The sequence below is a fragment of the Buttiauxella selenatireducens genome (genome assembly GCF_031432975.1).
GTDB classification, from domain to species: domain Bacteria; phylum Pseudomonadota; class Gammaproteobacteria; order Enterobacterales; family Enterobacteriaceae; genus Buttiauxella; species Buttiauxella selenatireducens.
This window is the reverse complement of sequence record NZ_CP133838.1, coordinates 1,458,435-1,480,561: the sequence shown is the minus strand read 5'-3', so window position 1 is coordinate 1,480,561 and position 22,127 is coordinate 1,458,435. Positions and strand designations below refer to the sequence as shown.

Below are 22,127 nucleotides of genomic sequence, written 5' to 3'. Positions count from 1 at the left end.
AGCCTCAAAGGGTGGATAAGCGTAAGCTGGTTCCACCACATTCTCGGCGGGTGACGCTCTGCTTACCCGCCCTATAGACCCCGAGTGTATCTATGAGCCAGAGCCATTTTTTTGCCCATCTTTCACGTCTGAAATTAATCAACCGTTGGCCATTAATGCGCAATGTGCGCACTGAAAATGTTTCGGAGCATAGTCTACAAGTCGCTATGGTCGCTCATGCCTTAGCTGTAATAAAGAACCGCAAATTTAACGGGCAGATTAATGCCGAACACGTGGCACTGCTGGCGATGTATCACGATGCCAGTGAAGTGTTAACAGGCGATTTGCCCACACCAGTGAAATATTTCAACTCGCAGATAGCCCACGAATACAAAGCTATCGAGAAAATCGCGCAGCAGAAATTGATCGATATGGTGCCGGAAGAGTTACGTGATATCTGGGCACCACTGATTGACGAACATCAGAGCAGCGATGAAGAAAGAGCCATCGTTAAACAAGCTGATGCGTTATGCGCTTATCTGAAATGCCTGGAAGAACTGTCTGCCGGAAATAAAGAGTTCGCACTGGCGAAATCCCGACTTGAGAAAACGCTGGCGGACAGACACAGCGAAGAGATGGACTACTTCATGAATGTGTTTGTACCGAGTTTCCAGCTTTCGCTTGATGAGATTAGCCAGGATTCGCCGCTTTAATTCCGGCCCCCTCACCCTGGCCCTCTCCCTGAGGGAGAGGGAATTGTCCTGTGCCCTCCTGTTTTCCCCTTCTCCCTTTGGGAGAAGGTTGGGATGAGGGCTGTTTACAAAGGTTAGAATGGGAAAAGCATCGGCACCATCACCACACTCACCACCATCACGATGAGAGTAAATGGCACGCCCATCTTCACAAAGTCACTGAACTTATACTCCCCCGGCCCAAGCACCAGCGTATTCACCGGGGAAGAGACTGGCGTCATAAACGCGGCAGAGGCCGCAAGAGCGACAATCATGGCGAACGGATAAGGCGAGACCCCCATGGACTTTGCGGCAGCCAAGGCAATCGGTGCCATCAAAACAGCCGTCGCCGTGTTAGAAATAAACAGGCCAATCGCGGCACACATGACGAACAGGCAAATCAGCATCAGGTGCGGGCCGTAACCGCCTCCCATCTTCATTAACCCATTCACGATCAAATCTACGCCACCGGTTTTTTGCAACGCAAGCGCAAAAGGCATCATCCCAACAATCAAGATAATGCTTGGCCAATGCACCGCTTTATAAGCACTCTCCATATCAATGCAGCGGAATTTCCCCATCAGCAGACAGGCGATAATCGCAGCAATCGTATTAGGAATTTCGTCAGTCAGCATCAGCGCAACCATCAGCGCCAGGCAGAAAATAGCATGTGGTGCCTGACTATGAGCAGGTGATGCCTCGCCCTCTTCCACCGGTAAGTTGAGCACCAGGAAATCGCGGCCTTTTTGCTGTAATTGGCTGATCAGTTTCCAGTCGCCCACCACCAGCAAAATATCGCCTAGCTGCAAGGATTCATCCACCAGCAAGCCGTCCATCACTTCGCCATTTCGGCGCAGCCCCACCACATTCAGGCCGTAGCGTGTACGAAAACCGATTTCACGAATTGTTTGGCCAAACAATTCTGAATCAGGGATTAATGAAACTTCAGCCATGCCAACGTCCAGCGCCTGATCCGAGAAATACTCGCCGCGCAGGACCATAGGCTCAAGCATCTGCTCCCGACAGAACTCACGCAGATCGACTTCGGACGCAGACATATCAATTAACAGGACATCACGTGCGCGAAATTCGGTTGTCCCCGTAACATTGACGATAACCCGGCGGAATTTACGCCACCGCTCAAGACCGATAACGTACGCGCCATAACGCTCACGCAATTTTAAGTCATCCAGACGGCGGCCAACCATGGGGGAACCGGGGCGGATCGCCAGGCGACGTGCGCGCCCGGTTAAACGGTACTCTTTAATCAGATCGCGAAAAGTACGACGTCGCCAGTTTTGTTTGCCCTCATCCTTTTTCTGCCCGTTTAAAGCAAAACGTGCGATGAGCATGTAACCGATACCCAGCAACAAAATCACCAGCCCAATCGGCGTGACGCTAAAGAAATGGAAGCCCTGCAAACCTTCACGTAGCAATTCGCTGTTCACCACCAGGTTTGGCGGCGTAGCAACCAGCGTCATCATGCCACTTATCAGGCCTGCAAAACTCAGCGGCATCATTAAGCGCGACGGAGACGTTTTCATGCGCATTGAAACGCTGAGGACCACGGGGATAAAGATGGCAACCACGCCTGTCGAGCTCATAAACGCGCCCAGGCCAGCAACGGTGAGCATCAACAAAATAAGCATTTTGGTTTCGCTGCTGCCCGCCACGTCCACCAGCCAGGAGCCCATTTTGGAAGCCACGCCGGTGCGCACCAGACCATCGCCAATAATAAAGAGTGCAGCGATCAAAATAACGTTGGGGTCGCTAAAGCCCGAGAAGGCTTCGCTAAGTGTGAGGGTGTCGCTGAGGACAAAGGCAATAATGACAAGCAGCGCGACGGCATCCATACGGACTTTACCCGTGGCGAACAATACCACTGCAATTGCCAGCAATGATAAAACCCAAATCAGTTCTGAGTTCAAAACAATTCCTTTTGTGATTGCTCAGGATGCGGAAATTTTGTCATAAAAAAGCCCCGCTATCGCGGGGCTACGTCATATGTTCAGTGTTTTCTAAACACTTCGACTGTGTTATCTGGCATTTTTTGAACCAGAAGCTCAGTCAGTGACTGCAATACATAATCGACATGCTCAAGGCGCGGTGTATCCGCAGGCGCATTGACTGCAATGACATGGCAGCCCGCCGCCAAACCCGACAACACGCCTGCAGGGGCATCTTCTACCACCACGCACTCTTCCGGCTCAAGACCGAGCAGTTGCGCACCAAGCAAGTAGGCATCTGGCTCCGGTTTACCGCGAGCAACACGTTCAGCGGTGACCAGGACTTCAGGCTTGGGCAAACCACCCGCTGCACGACGAGCTGACGCTACCGGTAATGAACCCGAGGTCACGATAGCCCACGGAATACCCGCTTCATTCAAATGCGTCAGCAGTTCAACGGCACCTGGCAACGCCACAATCCCGTCGGTATCTTCAGACTCGATTTTCTCGAGACGAAGAAACTCCTGCTGAATCTCCTCTTCAGACGCGCCCGCCATAAAGTGACGTAGCGAAGTGATCGCCTGTTTGCCGTGAATGAAGCCTAAAACTTCCTGTGGCGAAATATCGAAACGCTTAGCCCAGTTAATCCAGGCTCGCTCGACGGCTGGCAGAGAATCAACCAGCGTCCCATCCAAATCAAACAAGAAACCTTTGCACTTCACTACGCGTCTCCCCTCAGGCATTAATAATTTGCGCGATTTCGTTCACACTTAAATGGTACTGACGTGGGCAAGACTGCCAGACTTTCAACATGCGCTGATATTTTTCCCACATTGGAGTCTGGGCGTTGAAGCCATGAGTGCCCGCATCGAAATGAGTATAACGACCTTCAATGTTCACCATAAAGCGAACATATCCCAGGAAACGAGCTTCGGTAGCCGCATCAAAACCAAGGAAAGTCACACGACGTTCATCGATTTCCTGGTTGTCTTTCAGGTTGGTCCAGGAGACATGCAGAGCGTGATACATCTCCATAATGTCGATAACCGTGCGGCAGGTTTCTTCTGTCAGCTCACCGAATTCACGATCCAACTCGCGCATTTGCAGACCGTAGCCGCGCTCGATAACGGTTTGAAGGCGACGATAACGCTCGGCGTTGTCCGGGTCGAGCATGGTCATCATTTTGTACTGATTAGATAAAATCAGACGCTGGGCGTTAGTCATTTCCATTTCTTAGCTCCTGTTGCGCAGGAATGAACCTGCGAAAAAAATATCCTTCTTTATATGCGTAACGGCAGGGATTTTACAAATCATCCAGAAAAGTTTTATCCAACTGCTTGAACGCACGTTTCAGAACATCTGCCAGCGCCTGGTAGTCTGGCTTGCCTTCAATAGGCGCTAACGCCTGCCCTGCTTCCTGCAGTTTGCCGCGTACTTCGTAGAACCAACTGAGAATGGATGGCGGGAGTGGCGTCACAGAGCGTTTACCTAACCACCATAATCCCTGCATCGGAAGACTACAGGCGAATAAAGCCGTCGCAACGGCGGGGCCAAGTTGGCCGCCAAGTGCAATTTGCCAGGTCAGCGTAAACACAGCGAGTGGAGGCATAAAGCGGATGGCAAAACGCGTGGCGCGAATCACTCGATTTTCTACAAAGATAGGCGCGAGGCGTTTATCAACAGGCCAGGTCTTTGAATAGTGTTGCCCACGGCTGAACATACTGAACCAGCTTGCGTGGCTATTTTTGGGGATAGACATGGCTTTACCTCAACTTCACATATAAAAAATAAAATTTTTGTGCAAAACAACAACTCTAAATTACATGGTTCAAAATATTTTGTCTTTAACTACCGCAATCAGGTATCCTGTGCCGGCCTTGATGGCCGTAGATGGGAAACCGCAGGTTGTCAATTTTTTGCTCAGTTTGTTATTGCCGAAAAATCACGCAATATACCGAAAACTTTAGAGTATTTATTCGCTATGCCAAAAAAACACTTCTGGCATGACGTTAATCATAAATGTCAGGCTCATCATGCGCTACGCTGAGAGACTAAATGACGTTTTTTTAGCCACATATTAATAGTAGGTACTTCCATGTCGAATAAGTTAGTACTGGTTCTGAACTGCGGTAGCTCATCACTGAAATTCGCAATTATCGATGCTGTAAACGGTGACGAATACCTCTCTGGTTTAGCCGAGTGTTTCCATCTTCCAGAAGCGCGTATCAAGTGGAAAATGGATGGCAGTAAACAAGAAGCAGCTTTAGGTGCAGGCGCCGCTCACAGCGAAGCTCTTAACTTTATGGTTAATACCATTCTGGCACAAAAACCTGAATTGTCCGAGCAGCTGACTGCTATCGGCCACCGTGTTGTTCACGGCGGCGAGAAGTACACCGGCTCTGTCGTTATCGACGAGACTGTGATTCAGGGTATCAAAGATTCCGCATCTTTTGCACCGCTGCATAACCCAGCGCACCTGATCGGTATCGCGGAAGCACTGAAATCTTTCCCTAAACTGGCTGATAAAAACGTTGCTGTGTTTGACACTGCATTCCATCAGACCATGCCAGAAGAATCCTATCTCTATGCTCTGCCGTACAAACTGTACAAAGAGCACGGCGTTCGTCGCTACGGCGCACACGGCACCAGCCACTACTATGTGACTCAAGAAGCCGCGAAAATGCTGAACAAGCCAGTAGAAGAACTGAACGTGATCACTTGCCACCTGGGCAACGGTGGTTCCGTTTCTGCTATTCGTAACGGCAAGTGTGTTGACACCTCTATGGGTCTGACTCCACTGGAAGGTCTGGTCATGGGCACCCGTTCTGGTGACATCGATCCAGCGATTATCTTCCACCTGCACGACTCTCTGGGCATGAGCGTTGATGACATCAACAAAATGCTGACCAAAGAATCTGGCCTGTTGGGTCTGACTGAAGTCACCAGCGACTGCCGTTATGTTGAAGACAACTACACCACCAAAGAAGACGCTAAGCGTGCGATGGATGTGTTCTGTCACCGCCTGGCGAAATACATCGGTTCTTACACTGCACTGATGGACGGTCGTCTGGACGCAGTGGTGTTCACTGGTGGTATCGGCGAAAACGCAGCAATGGTACGTGAACTGTCTCTGGGCAAACTGGGTGTTCTGGGCTTTGAAGTTGACCACGAACGCAACCTGGCTGCGCGCTTTGGTAAATCAGGCTTCATCAACAAAGAGGGTACCCGTCTTGCGGTGGTCATTCCGACCAACGAAGAACTGGTTATCGCTCAGGATGCATCTCGCCTGACAGCTTGATTCTCCTTACCGCCAGCTTTCGCTGGCGGTGTTGTTTTCTAAGTCCTAACAGACTTATACCCTAAATAATTTGAGTTGCAGGTAGGCGGCAAGGGAGTGACAAATCTGTCTGGAACAGATTTGAACAGCGCTTGCGCTGGCCCGTAGGGTGAGACTCATGGATGAGGCTCATAAATCCCCAAGAGCTTACTTAAGTAAGTGACTGGGGTTTGTGAGTGCAGCCAACACCCCTGCAGCTCGAAGAATGACGGGTATATACGAAAGAGGTTATACCGTGTCCCGTACTATTATGTTGATCCCTACCGGAACTAGCGTCGGCCTGACCAGCGTCAGCCTGGGTGTTATCCGTGCTATGGAACAAAAAGGCGTTCGCCTTAGCGTTTTCAAACCTATCGCCCAACCGCGTTCCGGTGACGATACTCCAGATCAAACCACCAGCATCGTTCGTGCAAACTCCAGCATCCCTACCGCTGAACCGCTGCACATGAACCACGTTGAGTCGCTGCTGTCCAGCAACCAACAAGACGTGCTGATGGAAGAGATCATCGCCAACTTCCACGCCAGCAGCAAAGATGCTGAAGTGGTTCTGGTTGAAGGCCTGGTGCCTACTCGCAAGCATCAGTTTGCGCAGTCTCTGAACTATGAAATTGCTAAAACGCTGAACGCCGAAATCGTCTTCGTCATGTCTCTGGGTAACAACTCTCCAGAGCAGATGAAAGAGCGTATCGAACTGGCTCGTAGCAGCTTCGGTGGCAGCAAAAATACCAACATCACTGGCGTAATCATTAACAAACTGAATGCCCCAGTGGATGATCAAGGTCGTACTCGCCCTGATCTGTCCGAGATTTTCGATGACTCCACCAAAGCGAGCATCGCAAACATCGATCCTAAAGAACTGTTTGCTGACAGCCCGCTGCCAGTTCTGGGTTGTGTGCCGTGGAGTTTCGATCTGATCGCAACTCGCGCAATTGATATGGCGCGTCACCTGAACGCAACCATCATCAACGAAGGCGACATCAAAACTCGTCGCGTGAAGTCTGTTACCTTCTGTGCGCGCAGCATCCCGCACATGCTGGAACACTTCCGCCCAGGTTCTCTGCTGGTCACTTCTGCAGACCGTCCAGACGTGCTGGTTGCAGCGTGCCTGGCCGCAATGAACGGTGTCGACATCGGTGCAGTTCTGCTGACCGGTGGTTACGAAATGGACCCACGCGTGAGCAAACTGTGTGAGCGTGCATTCGCAACCGGCCTGCCGCTGTTCATGGTTGATACCAATACCTGGCAGACTTCTCTGAGCCTGCAAAGCTTCAACCTGGAAGTCCCAACAGACGACCATCAGCGTATCGAAAAAGTGCAGGAATATGTGGCAAGCCACATTGATGCAGAGTGGATCGAATCCCTGACTGCAACGTCCGAGCGCAGCCGTCGTCTGTCTCCTCCAGCATTCCGTTACCAGCTGACCGAGCTTGCTCGTAAAGCCGGAAAACGTGTTGTTCTGCCAGAAGGCGAAGAACCACGTACCGTGAAAGCAGCCTCTATCTGTGCTGAACGTGGTATCGCGACTTGCGTATTGTTGGGTAACCCGGATGAAATCACCCGTGTTGCTGCTGCACAAGGTGTTGAACTGAGTGCTGGCATCGAAATCGTCGACCCAGAAGTGGTTCGCGAAAGCTACGTTGCACGTCTGGTTGAGCTGCGTAAGAGCAAAGGCATGACCGAAGCCGTTGCGCGTGAGCAACTGGAAGACAACGTTGTGCTGGGTACTTTGATGCTTGAGCAAGACGAAGTTGACGGTCTGGTTTCCGGTGCGGTTCACACCACCGCGAACACCATTCGTCCTCCGTTGCAGCTTATCAAAACTGCACCAGGTAGCTCTTTGGTTTCTTCTGTGTTCTTCATGCTGCTGCCTGAACAAGTTTATGTTTACGGCGACTGCGCGATCAACCCAGATCCAACGGCTGAGCAACTGGCAGAAATCGCCATTCAGTCTGCGGATTCCGCTGCTGCATTCGGTATCGACCCACGCGTTGCGATGCTGTCCTACTCCACCGGTACTTCTGGTGCAGGTAGTGACGTTGAGAAAGTGCGTGAAGCGACTCGTATCGCTCAGGAAAAACGTCCTGACCTTGTTATCGATGGTCCGTTGCAGTATGACGCCGCAGTTATGGCTGATGTTGCTAAGTCCAAAGCACCAAACTCACCGGTTGCGGGTCGCGCTACCGTGTTCATCTTCCCAGACCTGAACACCGGTAACACCACTTATAAAGCGGTACAGCGTTCAGCTGACCTGATCTCTATCGGGCCAATGTTGCAAGGTATGCGTAAACCCGTTAACGACCTGTCTCGTGGCGCACTGGTAGACGATATCGTTTACACCATCGCTCTGACTGCGATTCAGTCTTCTCAACAAGACTAAGGTCTTCTGAGTAGCAAAAAGGCCGCATTGATATGCGGCCTTTTTTATTAGCGATGCCCCGGAGATTCACTACGAGACATTGAAAACCTGAACGAATTACTCCGCAGCTGCGTGCTGAGATTCATTTTTAGCGTTGCGGGTCATCCACAACGCCAGCGCTTTTAAAGAGTCTGGCGTGAAGTCATCACAACGAGCGGTAATCTCTTCTGGAGACATCCAGCAGACTTCGCTGACCTCTGCCTCTTGCAAAGCAAATGGGCCATGAGAAACGCAACTAAACAGGCTTCCCCACACCCGGCAATTGGCATCTTCGAAATAGAACTGACCATGCTCGGCAAAAGGTACCCCAGCGATACCCAGCTCTTCTTCAGCTTCGCGACGTGCAGAGTCGAGTAATTGCTCATCGGCCTGAACCACTCCGCCAGCGGTGGCATCCAACATGCCCGGCATAAAATCTTTCGTTTCAGTGCGGCGCTGCACCAAAATTTTACCCATTCCGTCATGCACAACAATATAAGTCGCACGATGTCGCAAACGCTGCGCGCGCATTTGTTCACGGCTTGCTTGCGCGATTACTTCATTGTCTTCATTGACAATGTCTATCCATTCCGTGCCAACAAAATGACTCTGTTCCACCATCGGGGAAACCTTATTCAGGGCGCTCTAATGGCGCGTTATGTTCAACAAGCGGTAAGTTACGGGGTAATCTCGACCTGTGCAATAACCCCATCGTTATTCAGTGCGTGAACGCTCAGAACACCATCGTTTAACATGCCGTAGCTCGGTTCGAATCCGCCTTTAGGTATACTCACCGAGCCAGGATTGAACAGATAAACCGTATCTTGTTTTTCAGCTAATGGTAGATGAGTGTGGCCAAAAACCAGCACGTCATTTTCTGCCAGCGGCGGCAGTTTGTCAGGATTATACAAATGACCATGCGTAACAAATAAACGCTGCTCAGCCATTAAAATCTGTTGCCAGGGAGCGGTAATCGGAAAATGTAGCAGCATCTGATCAACTTCGCTGTCACAGTTCCCGCGTACTGCAATAATTTTATCCGCAATGCTGTTAAACCGCTCCGCAACCGCTCCAGGATTATAGCCTGCCGGTAATGCATTCCGCGGTCCGTGATTCAACACGTCCCCCAATAATATCAGCCATTTGGCGCCGCTACGTTCAAAGTGCGACAGCACCTGCTCCGTAGCAGGTAGAGAACCATGAATATCCGAGGCAAACATCAGCTTCATAAAACCGCATTCCTGTTAATGGTAAGCGAAATGATCATACCGAATTATGCTGTTAGTCAGCCAGAATGCTTTGCGGAAAGTGCCAGAAAACGTTGAACTGAAGCACGCTGCCATTGAAAAGTTGCGTATTCTTGCAAACGCTCAGGCACCTCGTCCCCATTCAGGATCAAACGGTTGAGCATTAAGGCCAGGTCCGTATCTGCAATAGACCATTCACCAAATAAATTTTGCTGGCCGACGGGCAATAAACCGTCAACAGTGGCCAAAAGCTTTTGTGCTGTAGCCTGCGCTTTGTCACTCAGCGGCGGCTTCTTTACACCTGCGAAAACCACGTCGGTTGAACGCTCTTCACGAATAGGCATTAAATCACTACGGATCCACGCCTGAATTTGTCTGGCGCGCGCCCTTTTTTCTAAGTCATGTGGGTAGATTCGTTCCCATGTCGGCGGGGCAAAACGTTCTTCGAGATATTCAGTAATGGCGGAGGATTCGCTTAACAAAAAGTCGTCGACAGCAATCACAGGGACACGGCGTGTAAGGTCATACCCTTTCCAGCCAGGTTTCAGATTTTGTCCCGTATTCAGGTCTATTGTTTGCAACGTAAAGTTAAGGCCCTTCTCTTTCAGGGCGACATATACAGACATCACGTAAGGGCTAAAGTAGTTGCTATCGGACCAAAGCGTTATTGTCGGCTGGCTCATAATATCCCCATGATTCAAGCATCCAGGTTATTGAACATATAGCGGAAAATGGCAGTTGTCACTTGAGCAAAACTCATCTAACTAGCAAATTTATCAAAAAGTCTATACTCCATAGGTTTATGCAAAAAACTGATATCAGGATGGTAATGAGATGATCGACCTTTACTATGCACCCACACCAAACGGCCACAAAATCACGCTGTTTCTGGAAGAGGTGGGTCTGGATTACAGTATTCACCGTATTGATATTGGCAAAGGAGATCAGTTTCAGCCTGCCTTTTTGGCGATTTCCCCCAACAATAAAATACCCGCGATTATCGACAATAACCCAGCCGATGGCGGCGGCCCGTTGAGCTTATTTGAATCGGGTGAAATCTTGCTTTATCTGGCTGAGAAGACCAACGAGCTATTAAGTAAAGATCTGCGTGAACGCGCCCACACCCTGCAATGGCTGTTCTGGCAAGTCGGTGGTTTTGGTCCGATGCTTGGGCAGAATCATCACTTTAACCACTTCGCGCCGCAACCGGTGCCGTATGCGATAGAACGCTATCAAGTGGAAACTCAGCGTTTGTATGGCGTGTTAAACAAACAATTAGAGAAAACCCCGTGGTTGGGCGGCAATGAGTACAGCATTGCTGATATTGCGACTTACCCGTGGACGGTATCGCATGAACGCCAGCGCATTAATCTGGCGAATTTCCCGGCCGTCGAGAACTGGTTTGAACGTATCCGCTCGCGCCCGGCGACAGAACGCGCATATCAGCAAGCGCAAAAAAGTTAATCCCAATGCGCCCGCTATGGGCGCAATGTTTTTCCTCATGTATTCTGTGGCTGAAAACTAATACAAGGAAGAAACCTGCAATGTCATCCGCAATTATTCGAATCAAAAACTTACGCCTGCGCACCTTCATTGGCATCAAAGAAGAAGAAATTGCCAATCGCCAGGATATCGTCGTTAACGTTGCGATTCATTATCCGGCGGACAAAGCTCGCGCCAGTGAAGACATCAACGATGCGCTGAACTATCGCACGATAACTAAACAAATCATCCAGTTGGTTGAGAATAATCGTTTCTCATTGCTGGAAAAATTAACTCAGGATGTGCTCGATATCGCATGCGACCATCCGTGGGTGTCTTATGCTGAAGTAGAAATAGATAAACTTCACGCGCTGCGTTATGCCGATTCCGTTTCCATGACGATGAGTTGGCGGAGCCCGGCGTAAAAAGCGGGAGACGGCCATGCAGATACTGATTACCGGCGGAACAGGATTGATTGGTAGCCATCTGGTGCCACGATTGCTGGAGTTAGGGCACGATGTCACCGTCGTCACCCGAAGCCCCGAGAAAGCTCGGGCGAAACTCAGCCCAAAAGTCACACTATGGAAAGGGTTGAGCGATCATCCCAATCTTGATGGATTTGATGCTGTCATCAATCTGGCAGGTGAACCGATTGCCGATAAACGCTGGACCGAGACGCAAAAGCAACGGCTGTGCACCAGCCGCTGGCAAATCACCGAACGTCTGGTCGAGATGTTTAAAGCAAGCCAAACACCGCCCTCCGTGCTTATCTCTGGCTCCGCTGCGGGCTATTACGGCGACCTAGGCGAAGTGGTCGTCAACGAAGATGAGCCACCCCACAATGAATTTACCCATAAACTGTGCGCCCGCTGGGAGCAAATCGCCTGTGGCGCGCAGAGCGAGCAGACGCGCGTCTGCCTGCTGCGTACCGGCGTGGTCCTGGCGCCGAAGGGCGGAATTCTGGCAAAGTTACTGCCGATATTTCGCTTAGGCCTGGGTGGCCCTATGGGCGATGGTCGGCAGTATCTGGCATGGATTCATATCGACGATATGGTTAACGGTATTCTGTGGCTGCTCAATAACGATCTGAGTGGGCCATTCAATATGGTTTCGCCTTACCCGGTACGCAACGAACAGTTCTCTCACGCGCTGGGGCACGCGTTAAATCGCCCGGCCTTTATGCGCGCCCCGGCAACGGCAGTGAGAATGATGATGGGGGAATCTTCGGTATTGGTATTAGGCGGGCAACGAGCGCTACCAAAACGACTTGAAGAATCGGGATTTGGTTTCCGTTGGTATGACCTTGAAGAGGCACTGGGAGATGTGGTGCGGTAATTTGCGCCTTCATCCCAACCTTCTCCCCCAGGAGAAGGAGAAAGGCAGGGAGGGTGAACACCGGACTATCCCCTCTCCTTTGGGAGAGGGTTAGGGTGAGCGGGATTACTTCAGCGATCCAGAAAGGAACTGCTGTAAACGTGCACTTTTCGGGTTACCAAACAATTCGGCTGGCGTCCCCTCTTCTTCAATCAAGCCCTGGTGCAGGAAAATTACGTGGTTTGAAACGTGGCGCGCAAAGTCCATTTCATGCGTGACCACCACCATGGTTTTCCCTTCTTCGGCGAGTTTTTGCATGATACGCAACACTTCACCCACCAGCTCAGGATCTAATGCAGAAGTCGGTTCATCAAACAGCAATACTTCTGGCTCCATTGCCAGTGCACGCGCGATAGAAACACGCTGCTGTTGACCACCAGAAAGATGCACCGGATATTTCGCCTGCTGGCGCTCATCAATGCCAACTTTCGCCAGATATTTTATGGCACGCTCTTTCGCATCTTGCTTACTCAACCCCAACACCTGAATCGGCGCTTCCATGACGTTTTCCAACACCGTCATGTGGCTCCACAAGTTAAAATGCTGGAACACCATCGTCAGACGTGTGCGCAGTAAGCGGAGCTGATTTTTGTCAGCAACTTTGAGCTGCCCGTCAGTGTCACGCACCAGATTGATATTCTGGTTGCTTACCACAATTGACCCTTCGCTCGGTTTTTCGAGGAAGTTAATGCAGCGCAGGAAGGTACTTTTCCCCGAGCCGGACGAGCCGATAATGCTAATCACATCTCCCGCGTCTGCGCGTAGAGAAACCCCTTTAAGCACTTCATGTTTGCCGTAGCGTTTGTGCAGATCAGTAACGTTTAGTTTATTTTCAGCCATGGGAATTACTCAGTGCGAAGAACTGGGTTTAACGTGCTGCATAAAACGCTGCTCGGCTCTGCGGAACAGGCTTATCAGTACGTAAGAAATAATCAGATATAACACCGCCGCAATACCAAACGCCGTAAACGGCTGGTAAGTCGCAGAGTTGATATCTCGGGCGATTTTCAGTAAGTCCGGCACCGTGGCAGTAAACGCCAGCGCCGTGGAGTGCAGCATTAAAATGACTTCGTTGCTGTACGCAGGCAGGGCAATACGTAACGCCGAAGGCAAAATAATGCAGCGGTACAATTTGAAAGGTGAGAAACCATAAGCACGAGCGGCTTCAATTTCACCATGCGGCACCGATCGAATCGCCCCGGCAAAAATTTCTGTCGTATAGGCACAGGTATTTAACGTCAGCGCCAGCACCGTACAGTTCAGGCCGCTACGGAAAAACTCATTGAGTAATACGGTGCCTTTCACCACTTCCAGCGTGTACATTCCGGAGTAGAACACCAGAAGTTGCACGTACAACGGCGTGCCACGGAAGATGTAGGTGAATAGCCAGATTGGGAATGCAATAAACTTGTTGCTCGATACCCGTCCAATAGCCAGGAACAGAGCCAGAATACCGCCCATTACCACCGAAGAAATCAGCAACCACAGCGTAATGGCAACCCCAGTAAAGCGGTAACCATCAGTCCACAGCAGCGCTTTCCAGTATTCCTGAATAATTTCGATCATAGCTCAGCCCTCTTCACACCAACCGAGTAGCGGCGTTCAAGCCAGAGCAATACACCGTTAGATATCGTAGTGAATATCAGGTAAATGATCCCGGCAACAATCGCAAAGTAGAATGGCTGCCAGGTACTTTTCCCCGCGAGTTGCGTGGCTTTCACCACATCTTCCAGTCCTAACAAAGAGACCAGTGCGGTGGCTTTCAAAATGACCTGCCAGTTGTTACCTATCCCCGGAAGTGCGAAGCGCATCATGGCCGGGAACAAAATACGGCGGAATGTTTGGGAACCGGTAAAACCAAAAGCGGTTGCGGCTTCGATATGGCCGCGTGGAACAGCGAGGAAAGCACCGCGGAAAGTCTCAGTAAAATAGGCACCGTAGATAAAGCCGAGTGTAATGATACCCGCCACCATAGGGTCAATATCAAACTGAGCGACTCCCAGCGAGTCGGTTAACACATTGAGTGCCATTTGCAGGCCATAGAAAATCAGCAGCATCAACACCAGATCAGGCACACCGCGAATCAGCGTCGTGTAACCTTCAAACAGCAAGGCTAACGGGCGGTTTTTGGATAACTTAGCACCAGCTCCAGCCAGACCTATAATAACGGCGAGGATAACGGAGCTTAGCGCCAGTTCCAGCGTGACGATGGCCCCTTTAAAGATTACTTCAGAAAAACCGTACAACATGGTGCGTATCCTGTCGTCAGTGTCTGCACAAACCTAACCTGCCCTTTCAGGGCAGGTTGAACCACTGGTGACTGTTAACCACCGTAAACATCGAAGTCGAAGTATTTCTTCGCCAACTTCTCGTAAGTTCCATCTTTACGCATTTCAGCAAATGCTTTGTTCAGCGCCTGGCGCAACTCAGTATCGTCTTTACGCAGACCCATACCGGTGCCTACACCAAACAATTTGTCGTCTTTAATGGACGGCCCACCAAACTGGTAATCCTTACCAACAGGTTGTTTCAGGAAGCCTTCGCTCGCAGCGACTTCATCCTGGAATGCGGCGTCAATACGGCCTGCGGTCAGGTCAGCGTAAATGGAATCCTGCCCCTGGTAAGAGACAATTTCGATGCCTTTAGGCGCCCAATGCTCATTACCGTAGGTTTCTTGTGTCGTGCCTTGCAGAACACCAATGCGCTTGCCCTTCAGAGCCTCAAGCGTTGGCTGAACTGGGGAGCCTTTTGCGACGACTAAACGCGAATCTGCCGCGTACAGTTTGTCGGTGAAGGCAATTTCTTGTTGGCGTTTTTCAGTGATAGAAAGGGACGACATAATCGCGTCGATTTTTTTCGCTTTCAACGAGGGGATCAGCGCATCCAGTGGGTTTTCCACGAAGGTGCAGTTCGTTTCGATGCGTTTACAGAGTTCTTTTGCCAGATCGATATCAAAACCCACCAATTCCCCTTGGGCATTTTTCGATTCAAATGGGGCGTAAGTAGGGTCTGTACCAATGCGTAAATTCTTAGGAATTGCGGCGAAAGCGGTGGAAACACTGGAAAATGCCAGTACCAACGAAAGAGCGATGATCTGCTTGTTCATAATTATCCTCGAATAGACTGTTTTTATACGCGATTGCTTTTTAACCGGATAAAATTGCACGTTCCATGCCAATTTATGCATCTTAATATAGTGTTTTTTTGTTAGTCTGGCGCGCCAGAACGACACGTCACAACAACTCGAAAAACCCACTGCACCAACAAGATGCAATCGATACACCATTTTGGTGCACCGCTAAATATTTGCACCTTAAGAGTGCAATCGGCTCTGATTATTTGCAATTCTATTCAGCCCGGCTGCATCAAAGCATAACCGGGCTACAGACTACGGGATAAACTTATTCACCGTAAACATTAAAATCGAAGTACTTCTTAGCAAATTTGTCGTAAGTACCGTCTTTACGCATATCTGCCAGCGCTTTGTTAAAGGCTTCTTTCAGCTCAACATCGTCTTTACGCAAGCCAATACCGGTACCGTCACCAAAGTACTGTTTGTTTTTCACAGACGGGCCAGCAAACGCATAGTCTTTACCCGCAGGCAGTTTCAGGAAGCCTTCGCTAGCCGCAGTTTCATCCTGGAATGCGGCATCCAGTCGGCCAGCCGCCAGATCTGAATAAATCAGGTCCTGGTTGGCGTAAGCGACGACATCAATGCCTTTTGCACGCCATTCAGCATTGGCAAACGCTTCCTGGGTTGAACCCTGCAACACACCTACGTGCTTGCCATTAAGTGACTCAAGCGTAGGTTTAATTGGAGAACCTTTTACAGCGATTAAGCGGGAATCAGCGGCATAGAGTTTGTCTGAAAAGGCAATCTCTTGCTGGCGCTTTTCGGTGATAGACAGTGAGGAAATGATACCGTCGATTTTCTTCGCTTTAAGCGATGGAATCAGCGCATCAAAGTCGCTTGCGACCCACGTACATTTGGTATTGATGCGCTTACAGAGCTCATTGCCGAGATCAATATCGAAACCAACAAAATCCCCTTTTGCATCTTTAGAAGAAAACGGTGCGTATGTCGTGTCCGTACCAAGACGAAGGCTCTGTGGAATGGCTGCAAAGACGCTTGCGGTGGTGCTCAAGCCAAGCAGTAAGGACAGAGCGAGAACTTGCTTTTTCATACGTAACCCTCAATTTTGACTGATCTTATTATGTGTAATGTCGTGTTGTGTTTGTTCTGTGCTGCTGATTCAGAGTTGCAGTTCTCATGCCACTTTTTTTTGCGTGAAAGAAAGCGTGAAGTTTCATGTTAAAAAATAGTTACAACTCTGTCATAGAAATGAAAGATAGCAGGTCTGGTCTGATGGAAAAGCATTAACGGTGGAAAATAGCGGATAAATGTTCTGGAAGTGATCGGGGTTACAAAAACGCCCCATTATGAGGCATTGGGTTTTGTGATGCACCACACTGGCACTGCGCTTATGCACCAGTCCAGCGGGTGAACAGGTCTTGCGGAAGCTCAATATCAAACTGGTCGAGTACCCGATTAACTGTCTGATCGACAATATCCTGCACGCTTTGCGGGCGATGATAGAACGCAGGCATCGGCGGCATAATCACGGCTCCCAGCTCAGCTGCTTGCGTCATTAAGCGCAGATGGCCCAGGTGCAACGGGGTTTCGCGTACGCAAAGAACCAAAGGGCGACGCTCTTTTAGCACCACGTCTGCCGCCCGCGTGAGCAGGCCATCTGTATAGCTGTGAACAATGCCAGAAAGGGTTTTGATTGAGCAGGGCAATATGACCATGCCATGGGTCTTAAAAGAGCCTGAAGAAAGGCTGGCGGCGATATCACGGGCATCATGCACCACATCAGCCAACGCCTGGACTTCGCGCAGGGACATATCGGTTTCTAGCGCAAGGGTTTGGCGAGCGGCATTGCTCATAATGAGGTGTGTTTCCACATCCGGTAATTGTTGTAGTACCTGAAGGAGTCGCACACCATATGTTGCGCCACTGGCACCTGAAATCCCAACAATTAACCGTTTCATAATCTGCATTCGCCCGAGAAGTTTATCTGGGCTGACTTTGCCGTAAGATGGGCGGGGATGCAAGAAGTGCTGCCCTCACCCCACCCCTCTCCCCCAGGAGAGGGAGAAAACCGTTCTATCCTTCAGAAGAGGAAGAACACCGGGCTATTCCCTGTCTCAAGGAGAAGAAGAACACGGGCTATCCCCTCTCCTTCAAGGAGAGGGTTAGGGTGAGGATGGTTTCACCCTTCGTTATGCATCTCTAAGTTTTCCACTTCATTTTGACGCTGAATGGCTTTCGAATCGTCATTACGCAGTGACTCAAGATACTCAAGATACTCGTGATCAACATCTTTGGTAACGTAGATGCCGTTGAACACGGAGCACTCAAACTGAGTGATATCCGGGTTCTCAACGCGAACCGCTTCAATCAGATCGTCCAGATCCTGGAAAATCAAACCGTCGGCACCGATGAGCTGACGAATTTCATCCACTTCGCGGCCATGAGCAATCAGTTCGTTAGCGCTTGGCATATCAATGCCATACACGTTCGGGAAGCGAATTTCTGGCGCCGCTGATGCGAGGTATACTTTTTTCGCACCCGCTTCGCGAGCCATCTCGATAATCTGCTCAGAAGTGGTACCACGAACGATAGAGTCATCCACCAGCAGCACATTCTTATCGCGGAACTCAGCACGGTTAGCATTGAGTTTACGACGCACAGATTTACGACGCAGCTGCTGGCCCGGCATGATAAAGGTACGGCCAACGTAGCGGTTTTTCACGAACCCCTGGCGATACGGCTTATCGAGAATACGGGCGATCTCCAGTGCGATATCACAGGAAGTTTCTGGAATCGGGATAACCACATCAATATCCAAATCTTCCCACTCGCGAGCAATTTTCTCACCGAGCTTTTTACCCATCTCAACACGTGCGCTATACACGGAAATCTTGTCGATGAACGAGTCCGGACGGGCAAAGTAGACGTACTCGAACAAGCAAGGATTGCTGGTCGGGTTGTCGGCACACTGGCGTGTGAACAACTGGCCTTTCTCAGTGATATACACCGCTTCGCCAGGGGCAATATCACGCAGGAATTCGAAGCCCAGCGTATCAAGCGCCACACTTTCGGAAGCCACCATATATTCGGTACGTCCATCGCCCAAATCGCGTTTACCCATCACCAGTGGACGGATGCCATTTGGATCGCGGAACGCCACCATTCCATGGCCAATGATCATTGCAACACAGGCATAAGCGCCACGGATCTGGCGGTTAGTCGCAGCGATGGCGGCAAAAATGTTGTCGGCTTCCAACGGATAGTTGCGGAAGTTATCCAGCTCGCTGGCGAAAATATTGAGCAGAATTTCGGAATCAGAAGTGGTGTTAATGTGACGACGCTTTTCTTCGAACAGCTTTTGGCGCAGTTCGTGCGCGTTCGTCAGGTTACCGTTGTGTGCAAGGGTAATACCGTAAGGGGAGTTCACATAGAAAGGCTGGGCTTCAGAGGCACTTGAGCTACCCGCTGTAGGGTAACGCACATGGCCGATACCCATGTTTCCCTGCAAGCGTTGCATGTGAATGGCACCAAATACATCGCTCACCAGACCATTAGCTTTACGCAGACGAAAACAGTTTAAGGCATCAATGGTGACGATGCCTGCGGCATCCTGCCCACGGTGCTGAAGCACCGTTAACGCGTCATAAATCGACTGGTTGACCGGCATAAAACCGGCGATACCGACAATACCGCACATGTTGTCTTTTCCTCATTAAGCCACAACCCCCCGATACGATTACCGGGGTAAGAAACTTGACGAGCTTTGCAGATAGTCAAAGAACCATCTGATGATGAAACTGAATTGCGGGATAAGCTGCGACTTTTGCCAGTCGTCACTCTTCGAAAAACCAGTAAACGTATCAAGAAAGAACAGAATGGCGGCGACGATCAGCGCTCCACGTAAAGCACCGAAACAGATCCCCAACACCCTGTCTGTACCCGACAGGCCGGTTTTCTCAACCAGCGCGCTAATCACATAATTGACTATCGCACCGACGATGAGTGTCGCGATAAACAGTATCGCAATAGCTATTCCGTTTCGTACCAGTTCGTCTTCAAAGCCAGTGAACCAGACTGACAGGTAAGTGTAGTAATGACTGGCGACAAAGAAAGCACAACCCCAGGTTACAAGCGATAACGCTTCACGCACAAACCCACGAATAACGCTAATCAGAGCCGAGAAGCCGATAACTGCAATAATGGCGTAATCTATCCAGACCATGAACAAATCTCACGACAAATCGCCCTGACGTCCAGTTCGGGGCGCATTCTAACAGAAAAAGAAAACGTTTGCGTAGGGATTTCCTTCCCTCGCGTAAATAAATAATGGCGTTGAAAAAATGCTCAACGCCATTAAAAAAGTGCCTATTTTGGCGGGCTTTGGTGCTAAAACAACCCTCACCCTAACCCTCTCCCTGAGGGAGAGGGGACTGTACAGTTTTCGCCATCGCCTTTCCCCCTCTCCTGGGGGAGAGGGTCGGGGTGAGGGCGAAGAATACCGCACTACCGCGCCGTATAATTCATCACTACACCGTTTAGACCGGAAAGCGAATTCAGCTCACCTAATGAAGACTTGAGTTTGTCTTTCGAGACTTCCGGCCCGACCAGAATACGCGTGATTTTACCCTGTACTGGTGTTGACGGTGACGTGTAAACACGGAACCCTGCGCCGCGCAGTTTACCAACAATTTCATTAACTTTTTCGGCATTTTTCAATGCGCCGAGCTGTACGACATAGGCTTGCCCAGACGGTGCCTTCTCAGCAGTTTCTTGCTTCGCTGGCTTTTCCGCGACTGGAGGTTCTTCGTTCATCATCGCCAGACGTTCTGCCGTTTGATCCGCAGCGGCTTTGCTCTGTGGTTTTTCTACCGGTTTTGGCTTCTCAACCACGGGCTTGGGTTTAGGCTGTTCACGGGTGACGGGAACTTCATCAATACCTGCACCACTGTCTCCAGGTAGTGAGGCGATATCCAGCCCAGGAGCGGTCGCTGTACCCGCACGCACCTCTTCAGCCGCACCTTCCGGTGGTTGTGAAGGGAGTGCCTGAGTCGCAGCAGGCAGCATATCAGGCTCATCGGTATCACCCGGTTTTGGAACCAGAGGAATAGCGGCAAACTCATCCTGATAATGCTTTTTCTGACCATCAAGCAGCCCTGGCAGGATAATGACCCCCAGTGCGACCAGAATAATGGTTCCGACTAATCGATTTTGAAACTTACTCGCCACCTGCTTTCTCCGCGTCCAGCGCTTCCATTACGTGGGCTACTGTATGAAATGAACCACACACCAGCACGGTATCATTTTCCGTTGCTGCCTTCATTGCAGCATACCAGGCCTGAGCCACAGTGTCGTAGACTTCACCCTGACCGAGATGTTCAATCAGCTGTTCAGCACTTGCACCGCGCGGCCCTTCTAACGGAGCACAATACCAGCTATCGACTTGAGGGGACAAATTTGCCAGCGTACCGGCGATATCTTTATCGTGTAACATACCGATGACAGCCAGCACGCGGCCACGTTTTGGCAATTCTGCCAGCCGCCCGGCAAGATAAGCTGCCGCATGAGGATTGTGCGCCACATCCAGAATAACCAATGGCGCTTGCGAAATAATCTGGAATCGCCCAGGTAAAGTCGCCTCTTTAATCCCTTGAATGATAGCGCCAATACTCACATTCAGCTCGCTTGCACGCAGTGCTGCCAGTGCGGTTGCGGCATTCGGTTGAGGCACCAGTGGCAATGGTAATCCACTCAGTTCACCCAGCTTGTCTTTGAAGCTCCAGCTGTTCTCTTCAACGCGGTAAGACCAGTCCACGCCACGGCGCAGCAAGTGCGCGCCTTTTTCAATCGCCACATCAGCGATGGTCAACGGCATATCCGGCTCTCCTACCACTGCAGGTTTTCCTCCACGGAAGACACCTGCCTTCTCACGCCCGATACTTTCACGGTCTGGACCCAGCCAGTCGGTGTGATCAAGGGCAATGCTGGTGACGACAGCCACATCAGCATCGACAATATTGGTCGCATCCAGACGTCCGCCCAGACCCACTTCAAGAATGACCACATCAACCGCCATCTGCTTAAACAACAGCAACGCCGACAAGGTACTGAACTCGAAATAGGTCAGCGAAGTTTCACCGCGCGCGGCTTCAATCTGAGCAAATGCCGCGGTATGGAAGGCCTCGTCCAACTCTTCGCTTTGGATGCGCACCCGCTCGGTATAGCGCACAAGATGAGGTGAACTATAAACGCCGACGCTATAACCCGCCGCCATCAAGACTTTTTCCAGCGTACGACAGGTTGTCCCTTTCCCGTTGGTCCCCGCAACAGTAAACACTGTCGGCGCAGGTTTCAGTACATCGAGCGTCGCTGCAACTTTTTTAACACGGTCGAGGCCAAGCTCAATGGTTTTAGAATGGAGGTTTTCCAGATAACAAAGCCACGTGGCCAGGGGCGACGTGGCTTGAGGTGTTTGAGTTTTTTCCATGATGCCCGCTCTACGCTACGGTTCAAGAAAAAGGGCAGAACCTGTTCGGCCTGCCCTT

The 22,127-nt window shown here is 50.5% G+C and carries 24 protein-coding genes; 7 read left to right on the top strand and 17 right to left on the bottom strand.

Annotated features, from left to right (window positions below; translation table 11 throughout):
* The first annotated feature begins 92 nt into the window (after positions 1 to 92).
* Positions 93 to 692 (top strand): 5'-deoxynucleotidase, encoded by a 600-nt coding sequence (gene yfbR, locus RHD99_RS06880; protein WP_309878095.1) that lies wholly within the window; start codon positions 93 to 95, stop codon positions 690 to 692.
* Positions 693 to 805: 113 nt separating this feature from the next.
* Here the strand turns inward: yfbR and RHD99_RS06875 are convergent, their stop codons facing one another.
* The 4 genes from RHD99_RS06875 to yfbV form a co-directional block, all read right to left on the bottom strand.
* On the bottom strand, positions 806 to 2,638 hold the full coding sequence (locus RHD99_RS06875; RefSeq protein ID WP_309878094.1) for an SLC13 family permease: 1,833 nt from the start codon (positions 2,636 to 2,638) through the stop codon (positions 806 to 808).
* Between the two features lie 80 nt (positions 2,639 to 2,718).
* On the bottom strand, positions 2,719 to 3,399 hold the full coding sequence (locus RHD99_RS06870) for a sugar phosphatase (protein ID WP_309878093.1): 681 nt from the start codon (positions 3,397 to 3,399) through the stop codon (positions 2,719 to 2,721).
* Entirely contained in the window at positions 3,392 to 3,886 is a 495-nt protein-coding gene (locus RHD99_RS06865; RefSeq protein WP_183270016.1) for a YfbU family protein, read from the bottom strand. Before RHD99_RS06865 ends, RHD99_RS06870 begins: the two co-directional genes overlap by 8 nt.
* A 73-nt stretch (positions 3,887 to 3,959) precedes the next feature.
* Positions 3,960 to 4,415, bottom strand: a complete 456-nt coding sequence (yfbV, locus tag RHD99_RS06860) for a terminus macrodomain insulation protein YfbV (protein WP_183270017.1) — start codon at positions 4,413 to 4,415, stop codon at positions 3,960 to 3,962.
* Between yfbV and RHD99_RS06855 the strand changes: the two genes are divergently transcribed.
* From RHD99_RS06855 to pta, 3 genes are all read left to right on the top strand, one after another.
* On the top strand, positions 4,392 to 4,703 hold the full coding sequence (locus RHD99_RS06855; RefSeq protein ID WP_183270018.1) for a hypothetical protein: 312 nt from the start codon (positions 4,392 to 4,394) through the stop codon (positions 4,701 to 4,703). The two genes, yfbV and RHD99_RS06855, sit on opposite strands and share 24 nt — an antisense overlap.
* 48 nt (positions 4,704 to 4,751) lie before the next feature.
* Entirely contained in the window at positions 4,752 to 5,954 is a 1,203-nt protein-coding gene (gene ackA, locus RHD99_RS06850) for an acetate kinase (RefSeq protein ID WP_183270019.1), read from the top strand.
* A gap of 274 nt (positions 5,955 to 6,228) precedes the next feature.
* Positions 6,229 to 8,370: a phosphate acetyltransferase gene (pta, locus tag RHD99_RS06845; protein WP_183270020.1), complete on the top strand. Its 2,142-nt coding sequence runs from the start codon at positions 6,229 to 6,231 to the stop codon at positions 8,368 to 8,370.
* A 96-nt stretch (positions 8,371 to 8,466) separates the two neighbouring features.
* Here pta and yfcD read toward each other — a convergent pair whose 3' ends face one another.
* Genes yfcD through yfcF form a run of 3 tightly spaced genes read right to left on the bottom strand, consistent with a single transcriptional unit; the run spans position 8,467 to position 10,318 of the window.
* Complete coding sequence (yfcD, locus tag RHD99_RS06840) at positions 8,467 to 9,009, bottom strand: NUDIX hydrolase YfcD (protein WP_309878089.1); 543 nt, start codon at positions 9,007 to 9,009, stop codon at positions 8,467 to 8,469.
* Positions 9,010 to 9,065: 56 nt separating this feature from the next.
* Positions 9,066 to 9,617, bottom strand: a complete 552-nt coding sequence (gene yfcE, locus RHD99_RS06835; RefSeq protein ID WP_183270023.1) for a phosphodiesterase — start codon at positions 9,615 to 9,617, stop codon at positions 9,066 to 9,068.
* 56 nt (positions 9,618 to 9,673) lie between these two features.
* Positions 9,674 to 10,318, bottom strand: coding sequence for a glutathione transferase (yfcF, locus tag RHD99_RS06830; RefSeq protein WP_183270024.1), 645 nt, complete (start codon positions 10,316 to 10,318; stop codon positions 9,674 to 9,676).
* A gap of 151 nt (positions 10,319 to 10,469) precedes the next feature.
* On the opposite strand from yfcF, the gene yfcG reads away from it, so the two are divergent.
* The 3 genes from yfcG (at position 10,470) to RHD99_RS06815 (ending at position 12,452) form a co-directional block, all read left to right on the top strand.
* On the top strand, positions 10,470 to 11,099 hold the full coding sequence (gene yfcG / locus RHD99_RS06825) for a GSH-dependent disulfide bond oxidoreductase (RefSeq protein ID WP_309878087.1): 630 nt from the start codon (positions 10,470 to 10,472) through the stop codon (positions 11,097 to 11,099).
* 80 nt (positions 11,100 to 11,179) lie between these two features.
* The gene (folX, locus tag RHD99_RS06820; RefSeq protein ID WP_309878085.1) at positions 11,180 to 11,542 is read left to right on the top strand and encodes a dihydroneopterin triphosphate 2'-epimerase; all 363 of its coding nucleotides are present in this window, start codon (positions 11,180 to 11,182) and stop codon (positions 11,540 to 11,542) included.
* A gap of 16 nt (positions 11,543 to 11,558) precedes the next feature.
* Entirely contained in the window at positions 11,559 to 12,452 is an 894-nt protein-coding gene (locus tag RHD99_RS06815) for a TIGR01777 family oxidoreductase (protein ID WP_309878083.1), read from the top strand.
* A gap of 105 nt (positions 12,453 to 12,557) precedes the next feature.
* Here RHD99_RS06815 and hisP read toward each other — a convergent pair whose 3' ends face one another.
* The 10 genes from hisP to folC form a co-directional block, all read right to left on the bottom strand.
* The gene (gene hisP, locus RHD99_RS06810; protein WP_183270028.1) at positions 12,558 to 13,331 is read right to left on the bottom strand and encodes a histidine ABC transporter ATP-binding protein HisP; all 774 of its coding nucleotides are present in this window, start codon (positions 13,329 to 13,331) and stop codon (positions 12,558 to 12,560) included.
* Between the two features lie 9 nt (positions 13,332 to 13,340).
* On the bottom strand, positions 13,341 to 14,057 hold the full coding sequence (locus RHD99_RS06805; RefSeq protein ID WP_183270029.1) for an ABC transporter permease: 717 nt from the start codon (positions 14,055 to 14,057) through the stop codon (positions 13,341 to 13,343).
* Positions 14,054 to 14,740 (bottom strand): histidine ABC transporter permease HisQ, encoded by a 687-nt coding sequence (locus RHD99_RS06800; RefSeq protein ID WP_309878082.1) that lies wholly within the window; start codon positions 14,738 to 14,740, stop codon positions 14,054 to 14,056. The genes RHD99_RS06805 and RHD99_RS06800 overlap by 4 nt, the downstream gene beginning before the upstream one ends.
* Positions 14,741 to 14,814: 74 nt before the next feature.
* Entirely contained in the window at positions 14,815 to 15,597 is a 783-nt protein-coding gene (gene hisJ / locus RHD99_RS06795; protein WP_183270031.1) for a histidine ABC transporter substrate-binding protein HisJ, read from the bottom strand.
* 295 nt (positions 15,598 to 15,892) lie between these two features.
* Complete coding sequence (argT, locus tag RHD99_RS06790; RefSeq protein WP_270144020.1) at positions 15,893 to 16,675, bottom strand: lysine/arginine/ornithine ABC transporter substrate-binding protein ArgT; 783 nt, start codon at positions 16,673 to 16,675, stop codon at positions 15,893 to 15,895.
* A gap of 298 nt (positions 16,676 to 16,973) precedes the next feature.
* Entirely contained in the window at positions 16,974 to 17,543 is a 570-nt protein-coding gene (locus tag RHD99_RS06785; protein WP_183270033.1) for a UbiX family flavin prenyltransferase, read from the bottom strand.
* Positions 17,544 to 17,764: 221 nt separating this feature from the next.
* Positions 17,765 to 19,282, bottom strand: coding sequence for an amidophosphoribosyltransferase (gene purF / locus RHD99_RS06780; RefSeq protein WP_183270034.1), 1,518 nt, complete (start codon positions 19,280 to 19,282; stop codon positions 17,765 to 17,767).
* A gap of 39 nt (positions 19,283 to 19,321) precedes the next feature.
* On the bottom strand, positions 19,322 to 19,807 hold the full coding sequence (cvpA, locus tag RHD99_RS06775) for a colicin V production protein (RefSeq protein WP_120064052.1): 486 nt from the start codon (positions 19,805 to 19,807) through the stop codon (positions 19,322 to 19,324).
* Positions 19,808 to 20,088: 281 nt separating this feature from the next.
* Entirely contained in the window at positions 20,089 to 20,811 is a 723-nt protein-coding gene (gene dedD, locus RHD99_RS06770; protein WP_309878076.1) for a cell division protein DedD, read from the bottom strand.
* A complete protein-coding gene (gene folC, locus RHD99_RS06765) occupies positions 20,801 to 22,069 on the bottom strand; it encodes a bifunctional tetrahydrofolate synthase/dihydrofolate synthase (protein WP_309878074.1) in 1,269 nt (422 codons plus the stop codon). The genes dedD and folC overlap by 11 nt, the downstream gene beginning before the upstream one ends.
* Between the last annotated feature and the right edge of the window lie 58 nt (positions 22,070 to 22,127).